This window comes from Shinella sp. BE166 (genome assembly GCF_051201095.1).
Taxonomy (GTDB): domain Bacteria; phylum Pseudomonadota; class Alphaproteobacteria; order Rhizobiales; family Rhizobiaceae; genus Shinella; species Shinella lacus.
On the sequence record NZ_JBPEHL010000033.1, the window covers coordinates 1 to 21,890 of the forward strand.

Below are 21,890 nucleotides of genomic sequence, written 5' to 3' on the forward strand. Positions count from 1 at the left end.
CACCCTAACACCTCAGCAGCGATATGGTTGCTGCACTGCACAATAAATCTGCTTTAAGGAAAGAAGCCGCCCCGGGAGGCGGCTTCGATCAGGCTCAGCGCTTGACGATCAATGCGGCTTCTTCGTCGTCACGCTGGCGTCCACCGAGGGCGGCGGCAGCGGACGCGATGAACGCACCAACGAGCAGCGACAACGCGCCGAGCATCGCCACCGTCGCGGCGGACTTGCGCGCCTCGTCGGCGGCTTTCAGCGCGGCATTCTTCGCATCCTCGACCTGCTGAAGGACCTGGTCGACGCGGGCCCGCGCTTCCTCCGGGGTAACGCCCGCCCGCGACGCAACGATGGCGGACATATAGGCCCGGTCGGCTTCCGGCACGCCATCCTTTACCGCGCCTTGCACCAGGATGCGGGAAATCTCGGCGGTGGCCGACGCGTCATCCCCCTGCGCCCGGGTCGTCAGATCCTGCGGGCGAAGCAGAAGGTCCGTGAAGTAGCCGGTGGCCGCGTCGGGCGACGCATCGCTGTTTGCCGCCGCGGCCGAGCCTGCAACCGTCGCGGTTGCGGCCACGGTCGATGCGGCCTGCACGCCCGTCCCGGCAAGAGACGTGAAGGCGGAACCGGCCAGGCCTGCAACGACGACTGTCGCCAAGGCCCAGCTGAGGAAGCCATGCGCCGTGTCGCGGAAGAAGACCTCATCCGTATGGATGTCGGCCCATTTGGTGCGAAGGCGACCGGTGAGATAGCCGCCAAGCGCCGAAGCGAGCCATTGCACAACGACGAACCAGATCGCCGCCGTCACGCTGACCGCCGTAAAGGACGCGCTTTCCCCCGCCCAGGGCGAGACCATCGTAAGGCCGACCCCCGAACCCAGAAGGAGGAGGATGATCGTCGTGGCGGCTGCCGCGACCGAGCCACCGATGACGGGACCCCAGGCGAGCGCCGGCGTGCTGGATTCCACGCCGACGTCGGAGACGTCAGAACTGTAAAGGGACATGTCCGCCTCCTATCGCAGGAAGAGAACGAGCAGGATGACAATCGGCAGGGGAATGCCCAGAAGCCAGAGAAGAATACCGCGACCCATTTTGAGAACCTCCAATTGCCTGCGAGCGAATGTTCGCAGCATGGCGCGTCAACTCTTTGAAACGGCTGATGTTCCACGGACTACCGTCGCGATTTTCTATTTTTTCCTCGTGGAACCATGCGGCCGGCACGGTGTTCCTATCGAGCCTGCTCTCAGGCTTCAACGAGGATAGAATCATGAAAAAACTTCTCCTAGCCGCAGCGCTTGTGGGCGCCTCGACTTTTGGCGCCTTTGCTCAGACGTCCACGACCCCGACGACTGATGGCGACACGCCCGCGGTTGCCACGCCCGACAGCAAGAATGCGACAGCGCCGGTCGAGGGGGCCAACAGCTTCACCGAAGACCAGGCGAAGGAACGCATCGCCGAGGCCGGCTATGCTGAGGTCACCGACCTTGCCCTGGACGACAAGGGCATCTGGCAGGCGAAGGCGATGAAGGACGGCAAGGCCGTGACCGTCGCGCTCGACTATCAGGGCAACATCGTCGCCAAGTAACTTCAGACTTCAGGAGATTCCCATGAAAACTGTTACCGGACTATTTGACGACTACTCCGATGCCAGCGCCGCCGTCAGCGCCCTGGAGGCACGCGGCGTGCCCTCCAGCGATATCAGCATCGTTTCCAACAATGCGGACGAACGCCATGGCAAGGAAACCAATGCCGCTGAAGGCGCCGGAACCGGCGCGGGCATCGGCGCTGCCGTTGGCGGCGTCGGTGGCCTGCTGACCGGCCTCGGCATCATGGCCATTCCCGGTGTCGGGCCGGTGGTCGCCGCCGGGTGGCTTGCTGCAACGGCTGCCGGTGCTGTCGCCGGTGCTGTGGCAGGCGGTGCGGCCGGTGGCCTGATCGGCGCCTTGACCGAATCCGGTGTGTCCGAAGAACACGCGCACGTCTATGCCGAAGGTGTGCGCCGCGGCGGCACGCTGGTGACCGCGAAGGTCGACGACAGCCTCCAGGCCGAAGCCGAAGCCATCCTTCGCAAGTCGAACTGGGTGGATCCCGAGCAGCGGCGCGCGGCCTATGCCGAGGGCGGCTGGACGCGCTTCGATGACACGCAGAAGCCTTATGGTGCGGCCGAAATCGAACAGGAACGTCTGCGCTACAGGCGTTAAAACGATCCAGGAGGAGGCCGGCATCTGCCGGCCTTTTTCTTTTTGCGCGTTACAGCGGCGAGTGAACGCAGCCCTTTTCGGCAACTGCGTAGCCAAACTCAATGATGCGGGCTCATAGATTCCCGAAGCAGCTTGCCGCTGCCTCTTCAGGTCGCGTTTTTGTCGATCTCCGAAAGATCGTTGCGTAGTTGAATCCGGGCGAGTGGCAACGCGGCAACGAGTGCTACACCTCCCGGCTCGTAAGATAGATCCGCTTCGCCAAAGGACCGAAGGCTGGAAAGGATGAGGCGAGATCCAAATCCCTTGCGATCGGGTTCGGAACTTGGAATGTGTGGCCCACCCGCTTCCCGCCAGGAAACCACGAGAACGTCTGTGCCCGCGCGGCGCTCGATGTCCCACGCAACGTCAACGCGCCCGTCTGCATTCGATAACGCGCCGTATTTGGAGGCATTTGTCAGCAGTTCGTGAAAGACCATCGAAAAGGAAAGGGCCGCCTGCGGTCCCAATTGAACGTCGGGCCCGACTGATCGGAGACGCTCGCTTCCTTGCAGACCGATATTTGTTTTGGCGGCGTCGAGCACGTCTGCGAGCGTTGCACTGACCCAATCCTTCTGGAGGAGGATTTCGTGCGCCCTCGCATATACGGCGATACGCGACTGCAGTTTCTCTGAAGCATCATCCAGCGACGCCGCATTTCGCAACGACTGCGTCACGATTGCCTGGACAACGGACAATGTATTCTTCATGCGATGACCGAGTTCGTGCATCAGCAGGCGCTCGCGATCGATACGCTCCCGCTCCTCGGTTCTGTCACGGAGAATCTTGATGAAGCCGACGACGGTGTCGTCGGGTGCTCGCAGAGCCATCATCTCGCCAGATGCCCAGAACATCGTGCCGTCCGCCCGCAAGTGCCACCGTTCGTCATTTCCCCTGCCGCGATTGAGAGCGGCCGTCATTTCCTTTTGGGGAACGCCGCGTTCCCTGTCCTCCTGCGTGAAGAAGACGGTTGCCGGCTTGCCGATCATATCATCGGCCGACCAGCCCAGGATCTTTCGCGCGCCCTCGTTCCAGCTGGTGACGAGGCCGTCAAGGTCCATGGAAATGATGGCATAGTCGATGGCGCTCTGGACGATTGCTTCGAGGAAGCGTTCGCGCGAGGAGATCTTGTCAGTAGCCATCGCAATCTTCATCAGCGCGTCCCGTAACGTGTGGTGCCGACGTTATGCCACGGATATGGCCATTTGAGGAATCCGGCATTCCCGCGCGCATCCATGCCCCGCACAGTTTCTACAGGTGTGACATTGCGCTCAGGCGGGTGACGATTTCCTCGAACCGATAGGGTTTGGGTAAAAATTCGGCACCCGATGGCAGTTCATTGGCGCCTGGGGTTAGCCGGCCCGACGCGACGATGATTCCTGCATCTGGAAAACGCCTGGCGACCGCATGGGCGAGATCCACTCCCGTCATCGTACCTGGCAACTGAATGTCCGTGAAAAGCAGATGAATCGTCTGTTCGTCGATAATGTCGGCGGCTTCGTCGGCGGAACCCGCTTCAACGACGTCGAAGCCTGCAGCCAGCAATGCGTCGACCAATGTGAGACGGATCAGGACCTCGTCTTCCACCACAAGAACTTTTCGCATAGGACCCCACTTTCCAATGGGGATCTAATTCTTAGGTCGAGACAACGTTCCGGGCTAGAACTCGCTTCGAAGGCGTTCTCTGAAAGTTCGCCGGGCGGCGACGCAATCGGTGGAGGCCGCGGAACGTTTGGTGACAAAGGCCATTGTCGCACAACAGTCATGCGGAGGCGGCCAATGGAACGATTTTATTTCAAGATCCAGGATCAGGACGGCGTCCTTCAGCCGGACCGCGGTTTCGAATTTTCTGATCTGCAAAGAGCCAAGGAAGAAGCAAAGACATTGCTCGCCGAGATGGCGGTCGATGGTCTGCCGAATGAACCTGTCGACAGCATTTCAGTCGAGCTGCAGGATGCCAACCGTGTACCAATACTGACATTCCGCCTCGTGCTGGAGGCGATACCCCACGGCGCCCAAGAAATCTGATCAAGATTGCCATCAACGACGCTGTCAGAGAACGTGTTCCGGTGGTGTCAATTCGGATTTAGCAATGCGTCATGGATAAGAGTTTTTTCGGACGAGACGCCGTCGCGGTCGCCGCGGATCTCATAGGCATGCGCCTTCTGATCGACGGCGTGGGCGGCATCACCGTGGAAACGGAAGCCTACCGACAGGATGATGAGGCCTCGCACAGCTTCCGTGGTCCAACACCTGCCAATGCCGCCATGTTCGGCGAGCCGGCAACCGCGTATGTTTATCGATCCTATGGGCTGCACTGGTGCTTCAATGTGGTTTGCGAGCCAGGGAGCGCAGTCCTGATCCGCGCACTGGAACCGACGCATGGCCTTGGGGTGATGGCAGAGCGCCGCGCGGGCGTGGTGCTGCGAAGCCTCTGTGCGGGGCCAGGCAACCTGTGCAGGGCACTCGGCATCACCGGAGGCATGAATGGCCTTCCCGTCCTGTCGCCACCCTTTTCCTTGGAACTCCCCGCGCAAGTTTGCGTGGCAATGAGCGGCGGTCGGATCGGTATCAGCAAGGCAGCCGATCGGCCATGGCGCTTTGCAATGCCGGGTTCGGCCTATTTGAGCAAGCCGATCTAAACACCCTGGAGATCCGGGGAACATCGGCGCTCGGTTCGAGTTTTGGCCTCCGAGACGTCCGATTGGAGACTGAGATGACCGAAGCCGAGACGCGCCGTCCGTTGCCCCCGCAGCCGCCTCAAGAACAGAGCCCTCCCGGACTGACGGGGGCGATGAAGCCGGTCCCCGACCATGGCGAGGAAAGTTATATCGGATCGGGTCGACTGGAGGGCAAGGTGGCGCTGATCACCGGCGCGGATTCCGGGATCGGTCGAGCTGTCGCGATCGCATTTGCACGTGAAGGTGCCGATGTCGCCATTTCCTATCTCAGCGAAGATCAAGATGCGAATGAAACGGCGCAATGGGTGGAGACGGCGGGACGCAAGGCGCTTGTCCTGCCGGGCGATATAACGAGCGAGGATCATTGTGAGCATTTGGTTCGGCAGTGCCTGGAGAATTTCGGGCGACTGGACATCCTCGTCAACAATGCCGCCTTTCAGCGAACGTATGAAGAGATCGGCGATATCAGTACGCAAGAATGGGATACGACTTTTCGCACCAACATCTATGCTCCCTTTTTTCTCGCGCGTGCCGCGGTTCCGCACATGAAGCCAGGGAGTTCGATCATCAATACAACGTCGATCCAGTCTCGGAAGCCTTCACCCCAGCTTCTGGCCTATGCCGCGACAAAGGGTGCAATCTCGAACTTCACGGCCGGCTTGGCCGAAATGGTGGCCGATAAAGGCATTCGCGTGAACGCGGTGGCGCCTGGGCCGATCTGGACTCCGCTCATCCCCTCAACGATGCCGCCCGAGAAGACGGAAAGTTTTGGCAAGCAGTCTTTGCTTGGCCGCGCGGGGCAGCCCGCCGAACTGGCCGGTGCTTATGTGCTGCTCGCGTCCGACCTCGGCAGCTACATGACGGGCGCCGTGGTGCCGGTCACCGGCGGCGGGATCATGATTTGAAATGAGGAGGCTATTTGATGACGGATATTCGTAAGCACGGTTTTGAGAGCGACACCCAGTGGCGCGAGTACCTCGCCGAAATTGAAGAGGCGGCTGCCTCGAGCAGCCTGATCGAGGTGCACGGACCGGCGGTCGCCCAGGAACTGGCCGACCTCCGTCGGCAGCTTGATGTGCTACGCGAACAGATCCATGCACGTGTCCCGCCCCGGCGGCCCAGGCAAGATTTGCGGACGATGGGAGCGGGCGTGCTCTTGCTGCTCCTTACGGCAGCATTGCGGCCCGCGCAAAGGCTGCGCCCCTGAGGGCGCCAGGCACGTCCCCTGTAAACTAAAATGTCATATCGGATCAGCACCCATCACGAGACCTTCGATGTCGTGCTTCTGGGTGATCGGCACCAGATCGGTGACGACGCGGCAGACGAGATGTTTCTTCGCCACATCTGGCAAGGCATCGTACCAATCGGGCGTCACCATCATATCGTGCAACGCTGCATGTCCCGCGCCCGGCGCATCGACGCCGAGAACCATGACGGGACGCGCGATTGGCGAGCGGTGTTCGGTACCGCGATGAACCGTCAAGGCGGAGCGGCACGAAATGTCGCCACGTCGTGGATATTTTCGCATTCCCCGTTCTTGAAAACGTTCCCAGAGCGACTTGTCCGGAAACATTTCGTTCTTCCACTCCCTGCCGTCATCATACTGTGTGCCGGGCGCCACTTCGAACGGTCCCATGTCCTCTGTCACATCGACGCCGGTCAGGTTGAAGGCGAGAGAAGTGATCTTGCGGTCTCGATAGGTATCGACGGGTGAAGGGAAATCGCGGTGCCAGGGCTGATATTTCGCGCCTTGGAACGGCACATCAAGGCCGATTTCAACGATCTGAAAATCTGGGCCGAGCACATTCGTGCAGACGTCCAGGAGCCAGGGATGTGTGACCAGGTCAACGAAGCCCCGGAAAGCTTGCGGGTGGATCTCCACATACCAGCGCCGCGGTCCGCGGCCGACCGCGCCGCCTGGCCGCTGGATGGCCGACCAGAAGGCGGTCATCATGTCCTCGCGCATCTCGTCCGCCCATTCCGGCGAGAAAGCATTCTTCAATCCGATGATCCCGTCCTCGGAAAGTTGCGCCATCTGTGCGGCGATATCGTATTCGAACGATGTCTGTGCGGTCATTACGATGTCCTCCTCGACGGCAAGCACGCTAGCGCGACTAATAATTATTAGTCAATGGAAGAATTTTATTAGGTGATGTAGAAATCCGACCAGTGCAGTGGGATTGGCATGAGCGGTCGGAAGACGAACAAACGTGTGACGATGATGGATGTCGCCAAGGCTGCGGGGTGTTCGCAGGCCACGGTGTCGGTTGTCCTCAACAGTGTCACCGACATCAAGATCTCGCCAGATCTCCGGACGCGGGTGCTCGATGCCGCACGATCCATGAACTACGGCGTGGGAAGTCCAATCCGGCGCCTTGGATTGGACGATCTACGCGGCGGTTGCGTGGGCTTCATCGTGGACCAGCTCGCGACCACGCCAGAGGCGGTCAATGCTATCGAGGGCGCACGTCACGAATCCTGGGAAAACGACGTGACCATTCTCGTGGCACAGACCCAGGGCAGGGCGGAACATGAACAGAAAGCTTTAGCCCGGCTGCTCCAGGCCGGCGCCCAGGGCATCGTCTACATGTCGATTTTCACTCGGCGCGTCTCGCTGGACCCGGTTTTCGACGACCTTCCGGTCCCTCTTGTCCTGCTCAACTGTTACACCAGTGACCACCGCTTTCCCTCGGTGGTCCCGGACGAGATCAACGGTGGGCGAATGGCCACCGCCTCGCTGGTGGGGCTTGGGCATCGGCGTATCGGCACGATCACCGGCGAGACGTTCATGGAAGCATCGCAGGATCGCCTTGTCGGCTACAGGGAGGCCCTTGCGGAGGCGAAAATCCCTTATGATGACAGGCTCGTGGTGGAGGGAAACTGGACGCCCACATCGGGGTTCGAGGCAACGCAGAAACTCCTGGCGCTCGCCGATCGGCCAACGGCAATCTTCTGCCAAAACGACAAGATGGCGATGGGCTGTTTCAGCGCCGTCGCAGAAGCCGGGCTGCGCATCCCCCAGGACATTTCCGTCGTCGGCTACGATGACGATGAGCTTTCCCGTCACCTGAGGCCGCAGCTCACGACGCTTGAACTCCCACACCGACCGATGGGAGCCTGGGCTCTGCGGCAACTGGGCAGAACGTCTCCCACCAAGGGATCACATCGTGTTCATAAAGTGGGTTGCGCCTTGATCGAGCGGGCATCCTGCCAGGCGATCCTTGAGGGTAAATCGTCTTTCCAGCTTGCGCCATAACGGAAGTGAGCGGGAACCATCGGTCGTTCACGGTGTTCGGGCTGAACACTTTGGAAGATGCAGGTTCCCGTCATGCCATCGAAAATCCGGATCGCCCGATACACCGCACCAGCGGGAGGCTGGGGCTCTGTCCGCTCACTCTTTACCAATGCCATCGCCAGCAGGGCTCGCCTTGCGACGGTGGCGGCGCTGCGTCAACAGAACAAGCCGAAAGGTTTTTCCTGCGTCAGCTGCGCTTGGGCAAAACCTGCGGCGCCGCACGCTGCGGAATTTTGTGAGAACGGTGCGAAGGCAACGTTCTGGGAGCTCACAAGCCGGCGGGCAGGATCGGAATTTTTTGCGCAACATCGTGTGACGGCCCTTCGCGCGTGGGACGACCACCGCCTGGAAGCCGCTGGCCGGCTCACCCATCCCATGCGGTTCAACCACGCCCAGGACGTCTACGAGCCCGTCTCCTGGGAACGGGCGTTTGAGGAGATCGGCCGCACGCTTCAGGATATCCGTAAGGACGATCCAAAAAAGGTGGTGTTTTACGCATCGGGTCGCGCGTCGTTAGAAACATCATACATGTATCAACTGCTCGCTCGCCTTTATGGGAACAACAACCTGCCGGACAGCTCGAACATGTGCCACGAGACGACGTCCGTGGCACTGCCGGAAGTCATCGGTCAGCCCGTCGGTTCCGTGCGGCTGAAAGACTTCAAGCACGCAGATGCACTCTTCTTTTTCGGGCAAAATCCGGGCTCGAACAGCCCACGTATGCTTCACGAGCTTCAGGCCGCGGCAAAGCGCGGCTGTACCATCGTCACCTTTAACCCTCTCAGGGAGCGCGGCCTGGAACGATTCACCAACCCGCAAAGCCCCTTCGAGACGCTGACCGGTAGTGAGACCGAGATCAGCCATCGTTATTACCAGGTTCGCGCCGGCGGCGACATCGCCGCGTTGACCGGCATGTGCAAGGCGCTCTTCGATCTCGAGGGCCGCTCTGGCGGCGTCCTTGACCACGCGTTTCTCGCCGAGCATTGTCATGGCCTTGATGCCTTCCGCGATTTCTGCGTGGAGCAGTCCTGGTCTGTGCTGGAAACGGAAAGCGGGCTTTCGCGCGCAGATATGGAGGAGGCCGCTGCAATCTATGCGCGTTCCAATGCTGTCATGGGCATTTACGGCATGGGTCTTACGCAGCACAAGCTTGGTGTCGTGACGGTCCAGACATTGGTCAATTTCCTGCTTCTACGCGGCAATATCGGCCGAACCGGCGCGGGCATTTGCCCGGTGCGCGGCCATTCCAATGTTCAAGGTCAGCGCACGGTCGGTATTTCGGAGAAGCCAAAGCTCGTGCCTCTCGACAGATTGGCGGAACTCTACGGCTTCGATCCGCCACGCGAGGAAGGCCTTGCCACTGTCGATGCGTGCCGCGGCATCATCAGCGGTAGCGTCCTTGCCTTTCTGGGATTGGGCGGCAATTTCTTGCGCGCCGTTCCGGAGACCGGGCCCATGGAACTGGCGTGGCCCCAGATGCGCCTGACAGTCCAGGTGGCAACCAAACTCAACCGCAGCCATCTCTTCAATGGCCAAGTCGCCTATCTGCTGCCTTGTCTTGGCCGATTGGAGACCGACCAACAGGATAGTGGACCTCAGTCAGTAACCATCGAGGACACGATGTCCTGCATTCATGCCTCGAATGGGCGTGCACGACCGATCAGCCCGCATCTGCTTTCTGAACCAAAAATCGTTGCTGAAATCGCAAAGGCCTCGTTGCCACCGAACGCGCGTGTTCCCTGGGACGAATGGGCAGGAGATTATAGCAGGGCCCGCGACGCTATCGAACGAACGTACCCCGACATATTCGGCGACTTCAACAGGCGGATGTGGCAGGCAGGCGGCTTCGAAAAGCCGCTGCCGGCGCGTGAACGTATCTGGAAGACGAATACCGGAAAAGCGAATTTCCGCGTCCCCAAGGCACTTTCGGCCAGCTTCGAGACAGGTAAACGACAGGACGTTCTGCGTCTCATCACACTCCGCAGCAATGATCAATTCAACACGACGATCTATGGCTATCACGACCGATTTCGCGGCGTGCAGGGGACGCGGATGGTCGTCTTCCTAAATGCTGCAGATATGCAGCGTTTAGCAATTGCAGAGGGCGACACTGTGACGATTGAAAGCGTTTCGACCGACAATCTTCGCCGTTCCCTCTCCGGCCTGCGTGCCATTTCCTACGACATTCCAACCGGTTGCTGTGGTGCCTATTATCCCGAATGCAATGTGCTCATCCCGCTCGACCAGCACGCGGAAGGCAGCAAGGTGCCTGCCGCAAAGTCGGTGCCCGTGCGGATCATCCCGGAAGCGCCGGCGTTGGGAGGCGTGGCCGCCGAGTAGATCGCGCCGTAAGCTTATAAAGACTCACTGTTATTCAGCCGCTCGTCCTGTGGTGTTCGGTGAACCGCCGCTGTGTGCAAAGGGACAGTGGAGAGGTTCCGTCACAGGGATCGCATTTCGTTGGGAGCGGAAGGCGGCCGATTTTTCATAGGCCAGCTTGCGCAGCCTCATGATGGACCCCAGCGGCCGATGAGCCTCTATGCCGTTCCATGGGCTGAAATGCAGGCCGTCATCGGCCCTTTCGGCTCGTTCTTCGCTCCACGCCGGCTGGGGTTCTGCAATGAGGTGGGCAATGGTCACGAATGGGCTTTTTGCCTCATCCCACGCTTTGATGCCTTCGACGGGCATGTCGTCAAGGCTGGTGCACAGTTGCGCCTGCACATGCCAGACGGCCCCCTCCCCGGCAAAGAAGCGTTCGACGGCGTGGCGAATAACATCCGGATCATCCTGAGTATCCAACCGTGTATCGATTAGCGCCTTGAGATTGTCCGATGCGGGCACGACGGCAATCTTCGCAATGAATTCTCCATGGCGAACGGGCAGTTGGGAAAAAAAGCTTTCGCCAAGAATATGGGTTTCCGGATTGCCGCCGAGCGTTTTCAACATGGCGCTTTCGCCACCGACCGCCTCAAGGGCCGATTCCAGTCCCTTGAAGACCTTCGCAACGAGCTCTTTTACCCTTTCCAACCGATCTGTCGTCAGCGCCAGCATCTTCAAGTTCCTGAGGAATGCCTTGCCGCTGGGCGAGTTGAACTCTTTGCCGTTAACCAGGACAAAGTCCTGGCTTGTGGAGGACCCAGAACCCGAAAGACGGCTGCCATCGACGTTCAGCACCTTCAGCGCCATGCCGCGCGGGGTGGAAACGCTGTCGTGCAAAAGGTCGCCAGGCGTCGTGGAGAGCCTTATGACGCCCTCGTAGCTCCGCGGTTCGGCAAAGATGCCTTGGGCAAATTCGGCGGAAAGGCCTGGCAGGATGTCGAGTCGTGCCGAAAGCAGGCCGTGGCTTTTCGCATGGACAGATCGCATGGCGTGGCCGGTATCCGCATAAGTCGTGTGCGCGATCGAAAGCATCGTTTCGGCGAGATCGCGGCCAGTTTGCGGCTCGTCGGGTTCAATGTGCTCCACGTCGGGGTGATAGCGCAGCGGTGCGATGGCAGGGCGGTTGGTCATTGGAGGACTTCGCTTTCGAGAATCTTGTCGATGGTGATCGGAAAATGGCGGATGCGTTTTCCAGTGGCATGGAAGATGGCGTTGGAAACCGCAGCCGCGACGCCGACGATACCAATCTCACCAAGACCCTTGACGCCGATGGGGCTCACCTTGTCGTCGTCCTCTTCAACGAAAATCACGTCGATGTCATGAATGTCGGCATGGGTGGGAACATGATATTCGGCGAGATTGTGGTTCATGATCCGCCCCGTCCGGTTGTCGATCATAGCCTCCTCGTGGAGCGCCATCCCGAGCCCCATCACAACGCCCCCGAGGATTTGGCTGCGGGCGGTCTTGGGGTTCAGAATTCGACCGGCCGCGACGGCGCTGACGACGCGCGTCACACGCACAACGTTCAAGTCCTCGTCGACCTTGACCTCGACGAAGACTGCTGAATGCGTATACGCGGCAAATTTCATCATCGTCAGCACGTCTGGGCCGACCTTTCCGTGCTCTTCGATCGAGGAGATGCCAGTGGCCTCCATAATATCCGCGACGGCAATTCCGGCCTGGTGGTTGCTTTCGAGAACCAACCGACCCTCCGCGATTTCGACGTGCTCTTCAGACGCGTCGGCTAGCGGCGAATTCTCCATCTTACGTGCATGTCCGAGCAGCGTCTTTATGACAGTCTTCGCGGCCTTCTGCACCGCCGAGCCTGTAGAAGCTGCTGTCCAGGACCCGCCCTGAACACCAGTTTTCGGCAGGGACGACACCCCGATCTTCACCGTTACGCTATTGATCGGTGTGTCGAATGCTTCGGCTGCCAGCTGCGCCAAAATGGTATACGTGCCGGTGCCAATGTCTGAGGCTGCCGCGCTTACCACCGATCTGCCGTCTGCAAAAAGACGGACAGTGGCTTCCGCCGGTGCCATCATCGCCTCCCAGATGCCACCTGCCATGCCCCAGCCCACAAGATCGTGTCCGTCGCGCATCGAACGTGGCTGAGGAGAGCGTTCCGCCCAGCCGAATCGAGCAGCGCCCTCGCGGTAACAGGCGTGGAGCGCCTTGGAGGTGATCGCCTTATCCTTGTCCTGATCGCGGTGGGCGAAGTTGCGTATGCGGAGTTCCATCGGATCGATGCCGACCGTATAGGCAAGTTCGTCCATTGCCGTCTCGAGCGCGGTCACGCCCGTGGCAGCTCCGGGTGCGCGCATGTCGCCCGGTGTCGCCATATCGAGCTGGACAATCTCATAGGAGAGCTTCGCGTTGTCACATTTATATGCAAGGCCGGACCAGTTCGCGACATTCTCTTGATAGTCCTCGTACCGCGATGTGGCGTGGACGGCATGATGCATGACGGATTGCAGGTGGCCATCCTTATCTGCGGCAAGCGAGACTGCCTGGATGCTGGAAGGGCGCCATGTGAGATAAAACATTTCCCGCCGTGTCATCTCCACCTTGATCGACCGGCGGAGGTCAAGGCTTGCCATAACGGCCAGCACGAGGTTGTATTTCGGTCGTAGCGCCTGACCGAAGGCACCGCCGACAAAGCTGTTTTTTACCACGACCTTTTCCGGATCGAGGCCGAATACGCCGCAGACGTGGTCGCGAGCGTTCTGGGATCCTTGGGTCTTGTCATGAATGGTCAGTTCGCCATCCTGTTCGAAAAGCACTGTCGTGGAAAACAGCTCCATCGGATTATGGTGCTCACCCTCAATGATGTAATCAGCGGATATCTTGTATGTCGCCGCTGAGAACGCGTTCTCGGCATCGCCTCGCGGCGGCGGTGGCAGGAACTGCTTCATTCGTGCGACCGGCGGCTCGTAGCTGTTGTGCTGCTCTGCAATGATATCCGTATGCGGTTCATCGATCGCGTATTCGACTTTTATGAGCACCGCTGCATCGCGTGCGGCCTCCGGCGTTTCAGCGATGATGAAGGCGACCGGCTGGCCATCAAACAGCACGCGGTCGCTTTCCAGCGGGCGAAACGGATGGCCCGGGAGCGCCACTTCGTCTTTCCACTTCTTGTCCCGATAGGCGAGCTTCGGCCGATTCTCGTGTGTGTAAATCTTGATCACGCCAGCAAGACGTTCCGCCGCCTCCGTGTATATATGGCTGATGCGGCCGCATGCGACGGTTGCGAGCGCGACATGGCCGAACAGCATTCCGGGTTCAAAGTGCTCCGCGGCATACTTTGCCTGGCCGGTAACCTTGAGAGGACCATCGATCCGAGAGACTGGTAGGCCGACAATTTTGGATTGGTTGAACATCCGGACCTCCTACTGGATCGCCTTGATCGCCTGGTTCTGCGGAAGCCCACCAGCCGCCTGGGCGAGGGCGCGGACGATCGCCTTTCGCGCGAGGGAAATCTTGAAATCGTTATCGCCTTGGCCGGTCGCGCCTGAAAGCAGACCGTCGGCCACACGGTGGAATGTGGCTTCATCGGCACGCGCGCCAGAAAATTCGGCCTCCGTACGCTGATCGCGCCACGGCTTGTGCGCGACCCCGCCGAGCGCAACACGCAGATCGACAATATGCCCCTCGGCTACTTCCATCCCCACTGCAACGGAGACGAGTGCGAACGCGTAGGACAGGCGGTCGCGCAATTTCAGGTAAGTGTAATGGCTCTCGAAACGATTGGGCTTGAGGAGAATACCGGTGACGATCTCGCCGGGGGCAAGGGTATTGTCCTTCTCTGGTGTGTCTCCGGGCAGGCGGTGGAAATCGGCCAAGGCAACCTGCCTGGCCCCGTCAGGCCCCTCCACCTCGACCGTCGCGTCTAGAGCTGCCAAAGCCACGCACATATCGGAAGGATGGACGGCAATGCACTTGTTACTGGCGCCCAGAACAGCGTGGGTCCGGTTGATCCCGCCGATTGCCGAGCAGCCGCTGCCGGGCTCGCGCTTGTTGCAAGGCGTTGAAGGATCATAGAAATAATAGCAACGAGTACGTTGCAACAGATTGCCGCCTGTCGTTGCCGCATTTCGAAGTTGCGGCGAGGCGCCCGCGAGGATCGCGCTGGACAACAACGGAAAACGACTCGTAATGCGCTTGTCGTAGGCAACCGCCGAATTGCTGGCAAGCGCTCCGATACGCATACCGCCATCGGGCAGATCCTCAATGTTTCGCAAGGGAAGGTGGTTGATGTCGATGAGCGCCTCTGGCTTTGCCACGTCATATTTCATCAGGTCGACGAGGTTGGTCCCGCCAGCCAGCAGCTGTCCCTGCGGGTTGGCAAGGAGTGCGGCGATGGCATCGCTCAAGGTTTCGGGGCGGCTGTATGTAAAGGGATTCATTCCGCGGCCTCCCCATAAGATTGGACGGAATCCTGGGCGATCACATCCTCTATCGCGTCAGCAATGTTGGTGTACGCCCCGCACCGACAGAGATTGCCACTCATCAGTTCGCGGATCTCCTCGCGGGAATGGGCATGGCCTTCCGTCATGAGGCCGATGGCGGAACAGATTTGCCCCGGTGTGCAGTAGCCGCACTGGAAGGCGTCATGATCAACGAAAGCCTGCTGCATCGGGTGCATCTTATCGGGAGTGCCAAGTCCCTCGACCGTGGTGATGTCGGCATCATCGAGAGTGACTGCCAGCTTCAAGCACGAATTCACCCTCGCTCCATCAATCAAAACGGTGCAGGCACCACATTGTCCGTGATCGCAACCCTTCTTCGTTCCGGTGAGCTTGAGGTCATTGCGCAGAAGATCAAGCAGCGTCGTCCAAGGGAAGATGTCCAGGCAATAAGCCTTGGCGTTGATGGTCAGCGTGACCGGAAGAGTGGGGAGGGCGGGGCGTGCTGTCACAGGGGCCATCGATGCTGCCTTTCGTTCGGAGATCAAATCGCAAACGAAGGGGCGGGACCATTGTTCCACGAGGGGCAACGGCGGGGCGAAGGAACCTGGACGTCGCGGGCGTCAGGCCGGCATGGAAGGGAAAGGCCGGTATAAGCCGGCCTTTCGGTCGCCTACCAAGAAACCGCGGGGGTCCGCCTAGAAAACCGCGAGATATCTCAGAAGCGAAATGATGCCGATGATGATAACGACAACCTGGGCGATCTGTTTGGCGCGCGCATCAAGTGGAAGACGGCCGATGAGATAAAGAATAAGCACGATGACCAAAAAGGTAATCAAGATGCTAATGAGAACAGATGTAGCCAAAGCCCAACTCCTGAAGCGGACGCTGAATTGCGTCGTATGGGCGTACCTATTGCGCGATCAGCGAAAAGAAAGGTGCGATCTGCACAATGCTCCTGTTTTCTCACGTTTCTTAGGTGCCCTACGAATCTGAGGGAAGACCGTGGCGATGATCACGGATTGATGGGAAAAGATGGATCAAGATGGAAAACTGCGGAGTTTAAAATGGATACCGCGCTGATTGTTGGCTATCTCGCGTCGATTTGTTCAGTCACGAGCTTCATCCCGCAGGTCTGGAAGATTTTCAAGACAGGAGACACGGCGGCGATTTCTGCGAAAATGTACGCGCTAACTGTTACGGGATTTGCCCTCTGGACAGCTTTTGGCGTCATGCGTGTCGAGTGGCCGATCATTTTGACAAACGCTATCTGCTTCTGCCTTTCCGGGCTGATCCTTATCAAGAAGATCACTCGGAGAGCGCGTTGAAGGCGCCTGCCTATGAGTAGCACATTTGGTCTGGTTCAAAAATTCCTTGGTGAAAACGTTCGAATTCCGGCGGCTCTTTTGAACCACCCGGCCGGGAATGCGTTGTGCTTTCCACCCATCAGGTCGAGAGAGGAACAAGGCTATGGTCAAGGAGGGCAGCACAACCATTCGCGCCACATTCGAAACTCGAGCGGCGGCCGACCTAGCGGTTGAGCATTTGGTCCAGCAGCATGGCATCGTAAGGGCAGACATTTTCGTGCAATCTACCTCAGATTCGAACACGGTTGGATCGACGCCTTCAGGAGGTGACCTGTCTCATCGCGAGGGATCACGGCAAGATGGTGCGCTTAACGGCGAGATCGAACTATCAGTTGAGATCGCTTCGGTGATAATAGCCGATGTCCAGCGCAGTCTAGGAGAAGCTGGCGCAATTCGGGTCTCGGGCCGCTGACAGTGGAACAAGGTTTATCTCCCCTGCGTGAAGCAGCATTGGCCGGGCCTGTCAGAGGAGCGGGCAACCCATGCCGGCGCCGACTAAGCGGGTATCAAGTCCCTGCCTTGTATCGCCCTTCGAATGGTGGCTTCGTGTCAGGCGACCGAAGCCGTGATGAGCTGTTATAAGAAGTTCGGCGACGGTGCAGCAGACGTCTTACCTCTTGCCGGCTTGAGTAAACGCAGGGTCCGCGCTCTTGCCGTCGCGCTGACGCACCTGGTTTGGAAGGTTTCAACGGCCAATCTGGAATCAGATGCGCCGTTGCACCCTGATGGCGAGATTTATCGCGTCACCTACGACCAGATCGATGACTTCCCAGAAGGCAAGCCTATCGATCCCGTGGCTGCCGATCGGATCATCGCAACATGCCGGGCGGCTGCACACAAGCGTGCGCTTGCTGTTTTCGGCGGCGGTACGCTGCCATGAACGGGTCGGAAAACTGGCAACATGTCTGCGTCGACATGCAGCGCATGTTCTCGGAAGACACGCCCTGGCACGTACCCTGGATCAATGGGGTGAAGGACCAGATCGTCGAAGTTTCCAGCCGCCACGCCACAAAAACTATCTTTACGCGCTTCGTCCCGCCGCGAAAGGCAGCAGACGCTTACGGCTCGTGGAGGGCATACTACGAGAAATGGTGGATGATGACGCGGGAGCATCTATCGAACGACCTTGTGGACGTGCTGCCCGAGTTACGCCGGCTCGTCCCGCCTGCGCGGGTCTTCGACAAGACTGGCTATTCTCCCTGGTTGGACGGGCGCCTCAATGCAACCCTTCGAAACGAAGGGGTTACTATGCTTGCCATTTCGGGCGGAGAAACCGATGTATGCGTGCTTGCGACCATGCTGGGCGCGATCGACCTAGGCTATCGTGTGGTTATTCTCGAGGATGCCATATGCGGTAGCGCGGATGAAACGCATGAAGCGGCGTTGAAAATCCTCGGTGGTCGGTTTTCAGTGCAACTTCAGGTCGTCTCAACTGAAGCCTTCCTCGCAAACGTCTAAAGGAAGTTTATCAGGTGCCAGGTAGTCGGAACTTCGGCGCGGCGGCTAAAAATCCGTTTGAAATCCCTGGTTTTTCGCGCATGTTGTTGTCAAACGCGGCATGAAGAATGCAAACGGGGTTGGGGATGAGACGAAGGTTGGCAGCCGTAGCGGTTGCGGCGCTTTTGCCGGTTGTTGCCCTTCTCGGCTACAACGAGTTCTCTACGCGACACCTCCGCGACCTAGAAGTGGGGGCGCAAGCCGCCCAGGCCGCGCGGCAGGCTTCGTCCGAGGTCGAACGCATCCTTGAGGGGATGCATAGCCTGTTGATCGCGACCGCAACGTTGCCTTCAGTAGAGGCTTTGGATCGAGACGCCTGTGGCCCCGCGCTAAAACGGATCGCAGCTCAAGTCGCGCCGATCCGGACTATTTTCGTTCTCGACATATCTGGGAAGCTCGTCTGCGACAGTCTTGGAACTCCCGCCGGTCGCGATTTCTCCGATCGTGCTTATTTCCAGGAAGCGTTGGTATCTTCCGAATTCGTGATTGGCAGCTATACCATCAGCCGCCTCTCAGAGAGTGCCGTACTCCCTGTGGCCATGCAATTGCGTCGGGACGGAACGGTGATCGGCGTCCTGGTCACCGGCGTTCGGCTGGAGTGGCTCGATCAAAGGCTCAAGGAGCGTGGGGTCCTCAAGGGGAGTGCTGTAACGATTGCGGACCGAGATGGGGTAATCCTTGCGCGCGATCCGTTTCCAGAGCGCTTCGTCGGGACCCGGATTCCTGAGGCCTTCCAGGCGCTAATTCATGCTTCGCAGCCCGGCGTCATGGAAGTCGTCAGCCAGGATGGAACCAGCCGCATTCTCGGCTACGAGCCGATCCGCGGTCGCTTTAACCGCCTATATGTCAGTGCGGGAGCGTCGAGAGATGAAGCTTTCGCTCCCATCAATCGGTCCACCGCAATCGGAATTGCGTCGATCTTGGCAGGCGCTCTCCTCGCTTTTGCCGCCTCGGCTTTCGTGGGCAACAAGTTCATATTGCGTCCGATTTTCGGTATTCTTGACGTCCTTGAGCGCTGGCGAAAGGGGGAAGTCAACGCACGAACTGGCATGGCCGGGAAAGATGAGCTTCGCCGCGTGGGGTCTGCTCTGGACAGCCTACTGGACGAACTCTACGACCGGCAACGACGGACGGAGCGGCTCCAGACGGACAAGGACCTGCTCGTCGGAGAACTAAGGCACCGCATCAAGAATACGTTGACGGTTGTCCAAGCGATTGCGCGCCAGTCCTTCCGTCCGGTCGCGCCAGCGGAATACTCCCAGTTTTCCGACAGGCTTATGGCGCTCGCGAACGGTTACGACCTGCTCTTTTCAGACAGCGTCGACGAGGCATCCATGGGCGACGTCGTGGACCGCGCACTGGCTCCGCACATTGGCGCATCCACCAGCCGCATCTCAGCGGCCGGAACCCCAATCCCCTTGCCTTCGCAGATGGTGTTGTCTCTGTCACTGGTGATCCACGAGTTGGCGACGAACGCGACGAAGTACGGTGCGCTGTCGAACGATACGGGTAGAATCGATATTAAGTGGCGCGGGACCCCAGATCGGATCGAACTGAGCTGGATCGAAACAGAAGGCCCGCCGGTTGTTGCGCCGAGCCGGGAAGGCTTCGGTTCGCGCCTTATTCGGGGCGCCTTTCCGAGTGGGTGCCGACCAATCGCTGATTTTGAGTTCGCGCCCGGAGGATTGATATTCACGCTCGTCTTTGACCGAGAGATGGCCGGCTAGGAATCCACCGACAGCGTTGCAGCAGCGGTGTCGTTGGGACATGCCAGGAGGAGCCCCTTACCCGCGCTATCTCTGTCTCTTGAAACGCCGACTATCAGCGCATCGTGCCCTTCTGCTGCGCGACAAGCCCCCCTGTCTAAAGAGTGACTACGACCTTACCGACCTGATCGTTGGACTCGAGATAGTGATAAGCTTCCACGATTTCGGCGAACGCGAAATTCCTGGCGATCGTTGGGGCAAGCGCACCGGAGGCCAGGCCATCGACAATGAAAGCCTTGGCGCGTTCCAGCCGACTGGAATCCCGGATGAGTTCGTGCACCAGATAACCCCGCAGGGTCAGGGTTTTTGATAAGGCCGAAAGCATGGGAAACGGTGTCGGGAGCGGATCGAGGCCGCCATATTCAATTAGGATCCCGCCTTCCGACATGGCATCCGACAGTGCGATGACCATCGGTCCGCCGACCGCGTCGAAAATAACCCGGATACTCTTACGGCCCGCAATCTGCCGCAGCCGCTGTGAAAGCGGTTCCTCGGCGGTGGCGACCACATATTCCGCTCCGGCATCCAGCAGCGCCTTCCGCTTCGCCGATGTGCGGGTCAGCGCAATAGGGACAGCGCCGATCTTGCGTGCAATCTGGATCGCCGCAATGCCGACGCTGCTCGATGCCGCCGTTATGACGATGGGTTCGCCCGGTTGCAGCTGCGCCAAATCCACGAGGGCGCCGTAGGCGGTCAGGTATGGCATCCAGAGGGCAGCGGCTTCCGTCCAGCCCAGATTCGCAGGATTCTTGACGATATGGTTGGCGGGAAGGACAGCAAACTCGCCGTGCGTGGGATAGGTCGTCATCGATATAGGAGGTATGATGCTGACCGCATCGCCCGGCGAGAACCCGCCGACGCCTGCGCCGACGGCATCGACAATGCCGGATGCCTCAAGCCCCAACCGAGCTGGCAACGTCGGTGTCTCGATATAAGCACCCTTCCGTATCAGTGTTTCGGCGCGATTCAGCCCCAAGGCTTTTACGCGGATGCGAACCTCGCGGAAGCCGGGCTCTGGAATGTCGATTTCGTCGATCTGCAGGACCTCCGGTCCGCCGTGCCGATGGAATATGATAGCGCGTGCCATATGTTCACTCCGAAATATTGATTTGGAGTGATTTATGAATGATGCGAGATGCGCGATAAATGACGACTACTTTATGTCAGAAATAACCAATGGTTGCGAATATGGATCGTTTGACAAGCATGGCAGTCTTCGTCAAGGCGGTGGACCTCGGGTCGTTCGCTGCCGCTGCGGACGCTTTCGAGATTTCCGGCCCGATGGTGGGGAAGCACGTAAAATTTCTCGAAGATCGGCTCGGGATTACCCTGCTGCATCGCACCACGAGAAAGCAAAATTTGACGGAGCCCGGCAGAGCTTACTACGAGCGATGCCGTTCGATCCTTGCTGAAGTGGATTCCGCCGACGCCCTGGTCGCCGGGGATCTGACACAACCCCGCGGGCGACTGAGGGTGAGTTTGCCCGTCCATTTCGGAAGACGCTGCGTGGCGCCCATACTGCTGCAGCTGACGCGCCGCTTTCCAGGGCTCGAACTTGACCTATCCTTTACCGATCGCATCAGCGACCTTGCGGAAGAGGGGTATGACTTCGCAGTCCGTACCGGGGAACTGGCGGACAGGACGGATCACATCGCCCGACGGATTGGCACGCAGAAGATGATCGTCGTCGCATCGCCCGCCTATCTCCAGGAAAGCGGGACGCCGGAGACGATTTCTGACATCGCGGCGCATGTGGTGGTCCTCTACCGCCGCTCAGGAATTGTCGCTCCATGGGTTTTTCCACGTGGATCCGAGCCGGATGCTAAGGTCTTCGTTACCGGACGTCTGCGTCTTGACGATTTAAATGCGATCGCCGATGCAGCGGCCGATGGCGAAGGCCTGGCGTGGCTGCCACTGTGGCTTGTAAAGGACAGGCTGGAGGCTGGAACTCTCATCAATGTGCTGCCGACCGAGAGGCCGTTTCTGTATCCTGTGCATGCGGTATGGATGAGGACAGCGCATTTGCCATTCAGCGTGCGGCTGGCGATCGACGAATTGGCCAAATCTTTACCCGACAAGATGTGAAATCCCGCTTTTTCCCCCTAGAATATGGTGTTGCCAAGAGAATATCCTGGCAAAGCGCTGCTGCAGTTAGAGACCCTTTGGAACAAGTAGACTGAATAGCCCCGAGTTTCGTAGACACCCTCGGGTTAGATTTTCTGCTGCTTCTCGAACTCGACGGGCGACAGCATCCCGTTCCTGACGTGTTTGC

23 protein-coding genes and 1 pseudogene are annotated in these 21,890 nt (G+C 59.3%); 14 read left to right on the plus strand and 10 right to left on the minus strand.

What is annotated here, in order from left to right:
- Nucleotides 1-94 precede the first annotated feature (94 nt).
- Nucleotides 95-994, minus strand: a complete 900-nt coding sequence (locus tag J2Y63_RS33790) for a hypothetical protein (RefSeq protein ID WP_435269581.1) — start codon at nucleotides 992-994, stop codon at nucleotides 95-97.
- 263 nt (nucleotides 995-1,257) lie between these two features.
- Between J2Y63_RS33790 and J2Y63_RS33795 the strand changes: the two genes are divergently transcribed.
- Both J2Y63_RS33795 and J2Y63_RS33800 read left to right on the plus strand, forming a co-directional pair.
- Nucleotides 1,258-1,575 carry a PepSY domain-containing protein gene (locus tag J2Y63_RS33795; protein WP_435269582.1) on the plus strand — a complete coding sequence of 106 codons (318 nt, stop codon included), beginning with the start codon at nucleotides 1,258-1,260 and terminating at the stop codon, nucleotides 1,573-1,575.
- Nucleotides 1,576-1,597: 22 nt separating this feature from the next.
- Nucleotides 1,598-2,191 carry a general stress protein gene (locus J2Y63_RS33800; protein WP_435269583.1) on the plus strand — a complete coding sequence of 198 codons (594 nt, stop codon included), beginning with the start codon at nucleotides 1,598-1,600 and terminating at the stop codon, nucleotides 2,189-2,191.
- A 146-nt stretch (nucleotides 2,192-2,337) separates the two neighbouring features.
- On the opposite strand, the gene J2Y63_RS33805 is transcribed toward J2Y63_RS33800, so the two are convergent.
- Complete coding sequence (locus J2Y63_RS33805) at nucleotides 2,338-3,381, minus strand: sensor histidine kinase (protein ID WP_435269584.1); 1,044 nt, start codon at nucleotides 3,379-3,381, stop codon at nucleotides 2,338-2,340.
- Nucleotides 3,382-3,478: 97 nt separating this feature from the next.
- A complete protein-coding gene (locus J2Y63_RS33810) occupies nucleotides 3,479-3,832 on the minus strand; it encodes a response regulator (protein ID WP_435269585.1) in 354 nt (117 codons plus the stop codon).
- 174 nt (nucleotides 3,833-4,006) lie between these two features.
- On the opposite strand from J2Y63_RS33810, the gene J2Y63_RS33815 reads away from it, so the two are divergent.
- The 4 genes from J2Y63_RS33815 (at nucleotide 4,007) to J2Y63_RS33830 (ending at nucleotide 6,115) form a co-directional block, all read left to right on the plus strand.
- Nucleotides 4,007-4,255, plus strand: coding sequence for a DUF6894 family protein (locus J2Y63_RS33815; protein ID WP_256121458.1), 249 nt, complete (start codon nucleotides 4,007-4,009; stop codon nucleotides 4,253-4,255).
- Nucleotides 4,256-4,326: 71 nt separating this feature from the next.
- Entirely contained in the window at nucleotides 4,327-4,869 is a 543-nt protein-coding gene (locus J2Y63_RS33820) for a DNA-3-methyladenine glycosylase (protein ID WP_435269586.1), read from the plus strand.
- 74 nt (nucleotides 4,870-4,943) lie between these two features.
- Nucleotides 4,944-5,813 (plus strand): SDR family oxidoreductase, encoded by an 870-nt coding sequence (locus J2Y63_RS33825; RefSeq protein ID WP_435269587.1) that lies wholly within the window; start codon nucleotides 4,944-4,946, stop codon nucleotides 5,811-5,813.
- A 17-nt stretch (nucleotides 5,814-5,830) separates the two neighbouring features.
- A complete protein-coding gene (locus J2Y63_RS33830; protein WP_435269588.1) occupies nucleotides 5,831-6,115 on the plus strand; it encodes a hypothetical protein in 285 nt (94 codons plus the stop codon).
- 33 nt (nucleotides 6,116-6,148) lie between these two features.
- On the opposite strand, the gene J2Y63_RS33835 is transcribed toward J2Y63_RS33830, so the two are convergent.
- Nucleotides 6,149-6,985, minus strand: a complete 837-nt coding sequence (locus J2Y63_RS33835) for a phytanoyl-CoA dioxygenase family protein (RefSeq protein WP_435269589.1) — start codon at nucleotides 6,983-6,985, stop codon at nucleotides 6,149-6,151.
- Nucleotides 6,986-7,093: 108 nt separating this feature from the next.
- Between J2Y63_RS33835 and J2Y63_RS33840 the strand changes: the two genes are divergently transcribed.
- Both J2Y63_RS33840 and J2Y63_RS33845 read left to right on the plus strand, forming a co-directional pair.
- Nucleotides 7,094-8,164, plus strand: coding sequence for a LacI family DNA-binding transcriptional regulator (locus tag J2Y63_RS33840; protein WP_435269590.1), 1,071 nt, complete (start codon nucleotides 7,094-7,096; stop codon nucleotides 8,162-8,164).
- A 72-nt stretch (nucleotides 8,165-8,236) separates the two neighbouring features.
- Entirely contained in the window at nucleotides 8,237-10,543 is a 2,307-nt protein-coding gene (locus J2Y63_RS33845; RefSeq protein WP_435269591.1) for an FdhF/YdeP family oxidoreductase, read from the plus strand.
- 30 nt (nucleotides 10,544-10,573) lie between these two features.
- Here the strand turns inward: J2Y63_RS33845 and J2Y63_RS33850 are convergent, their stop codons facing one another.
- The 5 genes from J2Y63_RS33850 to J2Y63_RS33870 form a co-directional block, all read right to left on the minus strand.
- Nucleotides 10,574-11,713, minus strand: a complete 1,140-nt coding sequence (locus tag J2Y63_RS33850; protein WP_435269592.1) for a catalase family protein — start codon at nucleotides 11,711-11,713, stop codon at nucleotides 10,574-10,576.
- Nucleotides 11,710-13,962, minus strand: a complete 2,253-nt coding sequence (locus J2Y63_RS33855; RefSeq protein ID WP_435269593.1) for a xanthine dehydrogenase family protein molybdopterin-binding subunit — start codon at nucleotides 13,960-13,962, stop codon at nucleotides 11,710-11,712. Before J2Y63_RS33855 ends, J2Y63_RS33850 begins: the two co-directional genes overlap by 4 nt.
- A 9-nt stretch (nucleotides 13,963-13,971) precedes the next feature.
- Nucleotides 13,972-14,988, minus strand: a complete 1,017-nt coding sequence (locus J2Y63_RS33860; RefSeq protein ID WP_435269594.1) for an FAD binding domain-containing protein — start codon at nucleotides 14,986-14,988, stop codon at nucleotides 13,972-13,974.
- Nucleotides 14,985-15,509, minus strand: coding sequence for a (2Fe-2S)-binding protein (locus tag J2Y63_RS33865; protein ID WP_435269595.1), 525 nt, complete (start codon nucleotides 15,507-15,509; stop codon nucleotides 14,985-14,987). Before J2Y63_RS33865 ends, J2Y63_RS33860 begins: the two co-directional genes overlap by 4 nt.
- 177 nt (nucleotides 15,510-15,686) lie before the next feature.
- Nucleotides 15,687-15,854, minus strand: coding sequence for a Thivi_2564 family membrane protein (locus J2Y63_RS33870; RefSeq protein WP_435269596.1), 168 nt, complete (start codon nucleotides 15,852-15,854; stop codon nucleotides 15,687-15,689).
- Between the two features lie 201 nt (nucleotides 15,855-16,055).
- On the opposite strand from J2Y63_RS33870, the gene J2Y63_RS33875 reads away from it, so the two are divergent.
- The 5 genes and pseudogenes from J2Y63_RS33875 to J2Y63_RS33895 all read left to right on the plus strand — a co-directional run bounded on the left by J2Y63_RS33875 (nucleotide 16,056) and on the right by J2Y63_RS33895 (nucleotide 19,579).
- Nucleotides 16,056-16,316: a SemiSWEET family sugar transporter gene (locus J2Y63_RS33875; protein ID WP_435269597.1), complete on the plus strand. Its 261-nt coding sequence runs from the start codon at nucleotides 16,056-16,058 to the stop codon at nucleotides 16,314-16,316.
- 142 nt (nucleotides 16,317-16,458) lie between these two features.
- Nucleotides 16,459-16,767 carry a hypothetical protein gene (locus tag J2Y63_RS33880; protein WP_435269598.1) on the plus strand — a complete coding sequence of 103 codons (309 nt, stop codon included), beginning with the start codon at nucleotides 16,459-16,461 and terminating at the stop codon, nucleotides 16,765-16,767.
- A gap of 141 nt (nucleotides 16,768-16,908) precedes the next feature.
- A pseudogene (locus tag J2Y63_RS33885) lies at nucleotides 16,909-17,235 on the plus strand (ammonia-dependent NAD(+) synthetase); the annotation flags it as partial.
- The gene (locus J2Y63_RS33890; protein ID WP_435269599.1) at nucleotides 17,232-17,813 is read left to right on the plus strand and encodes a cysteine hydrolase family protein; all 582 of its coding nucleotides are present in this window, start codon (nucleotides 17,232-17,234) and stop codon (nucleotides 17,811-17,813) included. The pseudogene J2Y63_RS33885 and the gene J2Y63_RS33890, both read left to right, overlap by 4 nt.
- A gap of 137 nt (nucleotides 17,814-17,950) precedes the next feature.
- Nucleotides 17,951-19,579, plus strand: coding sequence for a sensor histidine kinase (locus J2Y63_RS33895; protein ID WP_435269600.1), 1,629 nt, complete (start codon nucleotides 17,951-17,953; stop codon nucleotides 19,577-19,579).
- 136 nt (nucleotides 19,580-19,715) lie between these two features.
- On the opposite strand, the gene J2Y63_RS33900 is transcribed toward J2Y63_RS33895, so the two are convergent.
- Nucleotides 19,716-20,705: a zinc-dependent alcohol dehydrogenase family protein gene (locus tag J2Y63_RS33900; protein ID WP_435269601.1), complete on the minus strand. Its 990-nt coding sequence runs from the start codon at nucleotides 20,703-20,705 to the stop codon at nucleotides 19,716-19,718.
- Between the two features lie 101 nt (nucleotides 20,706-20,806).
- Between J2Y63_RS33900 and J2Y63_RS33905 the strand changes: the two genes are divergently transcribed.
- Nucleotides 20,807-21,703, plus strand: a complete 897-nt coding sequence (locus J2Y63_RS33905) for a LysR family transcriptional regulator (RefSeq protein ID WP_435269602.1) — start codon at nucleotides 20,807-20,809, stop codon at nucleotides 21,701-21,703.
- Nucleotides 21,704-21,890: the final 187 nt, after the last annotated feature.

Bases quoted from the DNA above. Each gene is read 5' to 3' on its own strand.
- J2Y63_RS33790 (WP_435269581.1), bottom strand. From the start codon at position 994: ATGTCCCTTTACAGTTCTGACGTCTCCGACGTCGGCGTGGAATCCAGC.
- J2Y63_RS33795 (WP_435269582.1), top strand. From the start codon at position 1,258: ATGAAAAAACTTCTCCTAGCCGCAGCGCTTGTGGGCGCCTCGACTTTT.
- J2Y63_RS33800 (WP_435269583.1), top strand. From the start codon at position 1,598: ATGAAAACTGTTACCGGACTATTTGACGACTACTCCGATGCCAGCGCC.
- J2Y63_RS33805 (WP_435269584.1), bottom strand. From the start codon at position 3,381: ATGAAGATTGCGATGGCTACTGACAAGATCTCCTCGCGCGAACGCTTC.
- J2Y63_RS33810 (WP_435269585.1), bottom strand. From the start codon at position 3,832: ATGCGAAAAGTTCTTGTGGTGGAAGACGAGGTCCTGATCCGTCTCACA.
- J2Y63_RS33815 (WP_256121458.1), top strand. From the start codon at position 4,007: ATGGAACGATTTTATTTCAAGATCCAGGATCAGGACGGCGTCCTTCAG.
- J2Y63_RS33820 (WP_435269586.1), top strand. From the start codon at position 4,327: ATGGATAAGAGTTTTTTCGGACGAGACGCCGTCGCGGTCGCCGCGGAT.
- J2Y63_RS33825 (WP_435269587.1), top strand. From the start codon at position 4,944: ATGACCGAAGCCGAGACGCGCCGTCCGTTGCCCCCGCAGCCGCCTCAA.
- J2Y63_RS33830 (WP_435269588.1), top strand. From the start codon at position 5,831: ATGACGGATATTCGTAAGCACGGTTTTGAGAGCGACACCCAGTGGCGC.
- J2Y63_RS33835 (WP_435269589.1), bottom strand. From the start codon at position 6,985: ATGACCGCACAGACATCGTTCGAATACGATATCGCCGCACAGATGGCG.
- J2Y63_RS33840 (WP_435269590.1), top strand. From the start codon at position 7,094: ATGAGCGGTCGGAAGACGAACAAACGTGTGACGATGATGGATGTCGCC.
- J2Y63_RS33845 (WP_435269591.1), top strand. From the start codon at position 8,237: ATGCCATCGAAAATCCGGATCGCCCGATACACCGCACCAGCGGGAGGC.
- J2Y63_RS33850 (WP_435269592.1), bottom strand. From the start codon at position 11,713: ATGACCAACCGCCCTGCCATCGCACCGCTGCGCTATCACCCCGACGTG.
- J2Y63_RS33855 (WP_435269593.1), bottom strand. From the start codon at position 13,962: ATGTTCAACCAATCCAAAATTGTCGGCCTACCAGTCTCTCGGATCGAT.
- J2Y63_RS33860 (WP_435269594.1), bottom strand. From the start codon at position 14,988: ATGAATCCCTTTACATACAGCCGCCCCGAAACCTTGAGCGATGCCATC.
- J2Y63_RS33865 (WP_435269595.1), bottom strand. From the start codon at position 15,509: ATGGCCCCTGTGACAGCACGCCCCGCCCTCCCCACTCTTCCGGTCACG.
- J2Y63_RS33875 (WP_435269597.1), top strand. From the start codon at position 16,056: ATGGATACCGCGCTGATTGTTGGCTATCTCGCGTCGATTTGTTCAGTC.
- J2Y63_RS33880 (WP_435269598.1), top strand. From the start codon at position 16,459: ATGGTCAAGGAGGGCAGCACAACCATTCGCGCCACATTCGAAACTCGA.
- J2Y63_RS33890 (WP_435269599.1), top strand. From the start codon at position 17,232: ATGAACGGGTCGGAAAACTGGCAACATGTCTGCGTCGACATGCAGCGC.
- J2Y63_RS33900 (WP_435269601.1), bottom strand. From the start codon at position 20,705: ATGGCACGCGCTATCATATTCCATCGGCACGGCGGACCGGAGGTCCTG.
- J2Y63_RS33905 (WP_435269602.1), top strand. From the start codon at position 20,807: ATGGATCGTTTGACAAGCATGGCAGTCTTCGTCAAGGCGGTGGACCTC.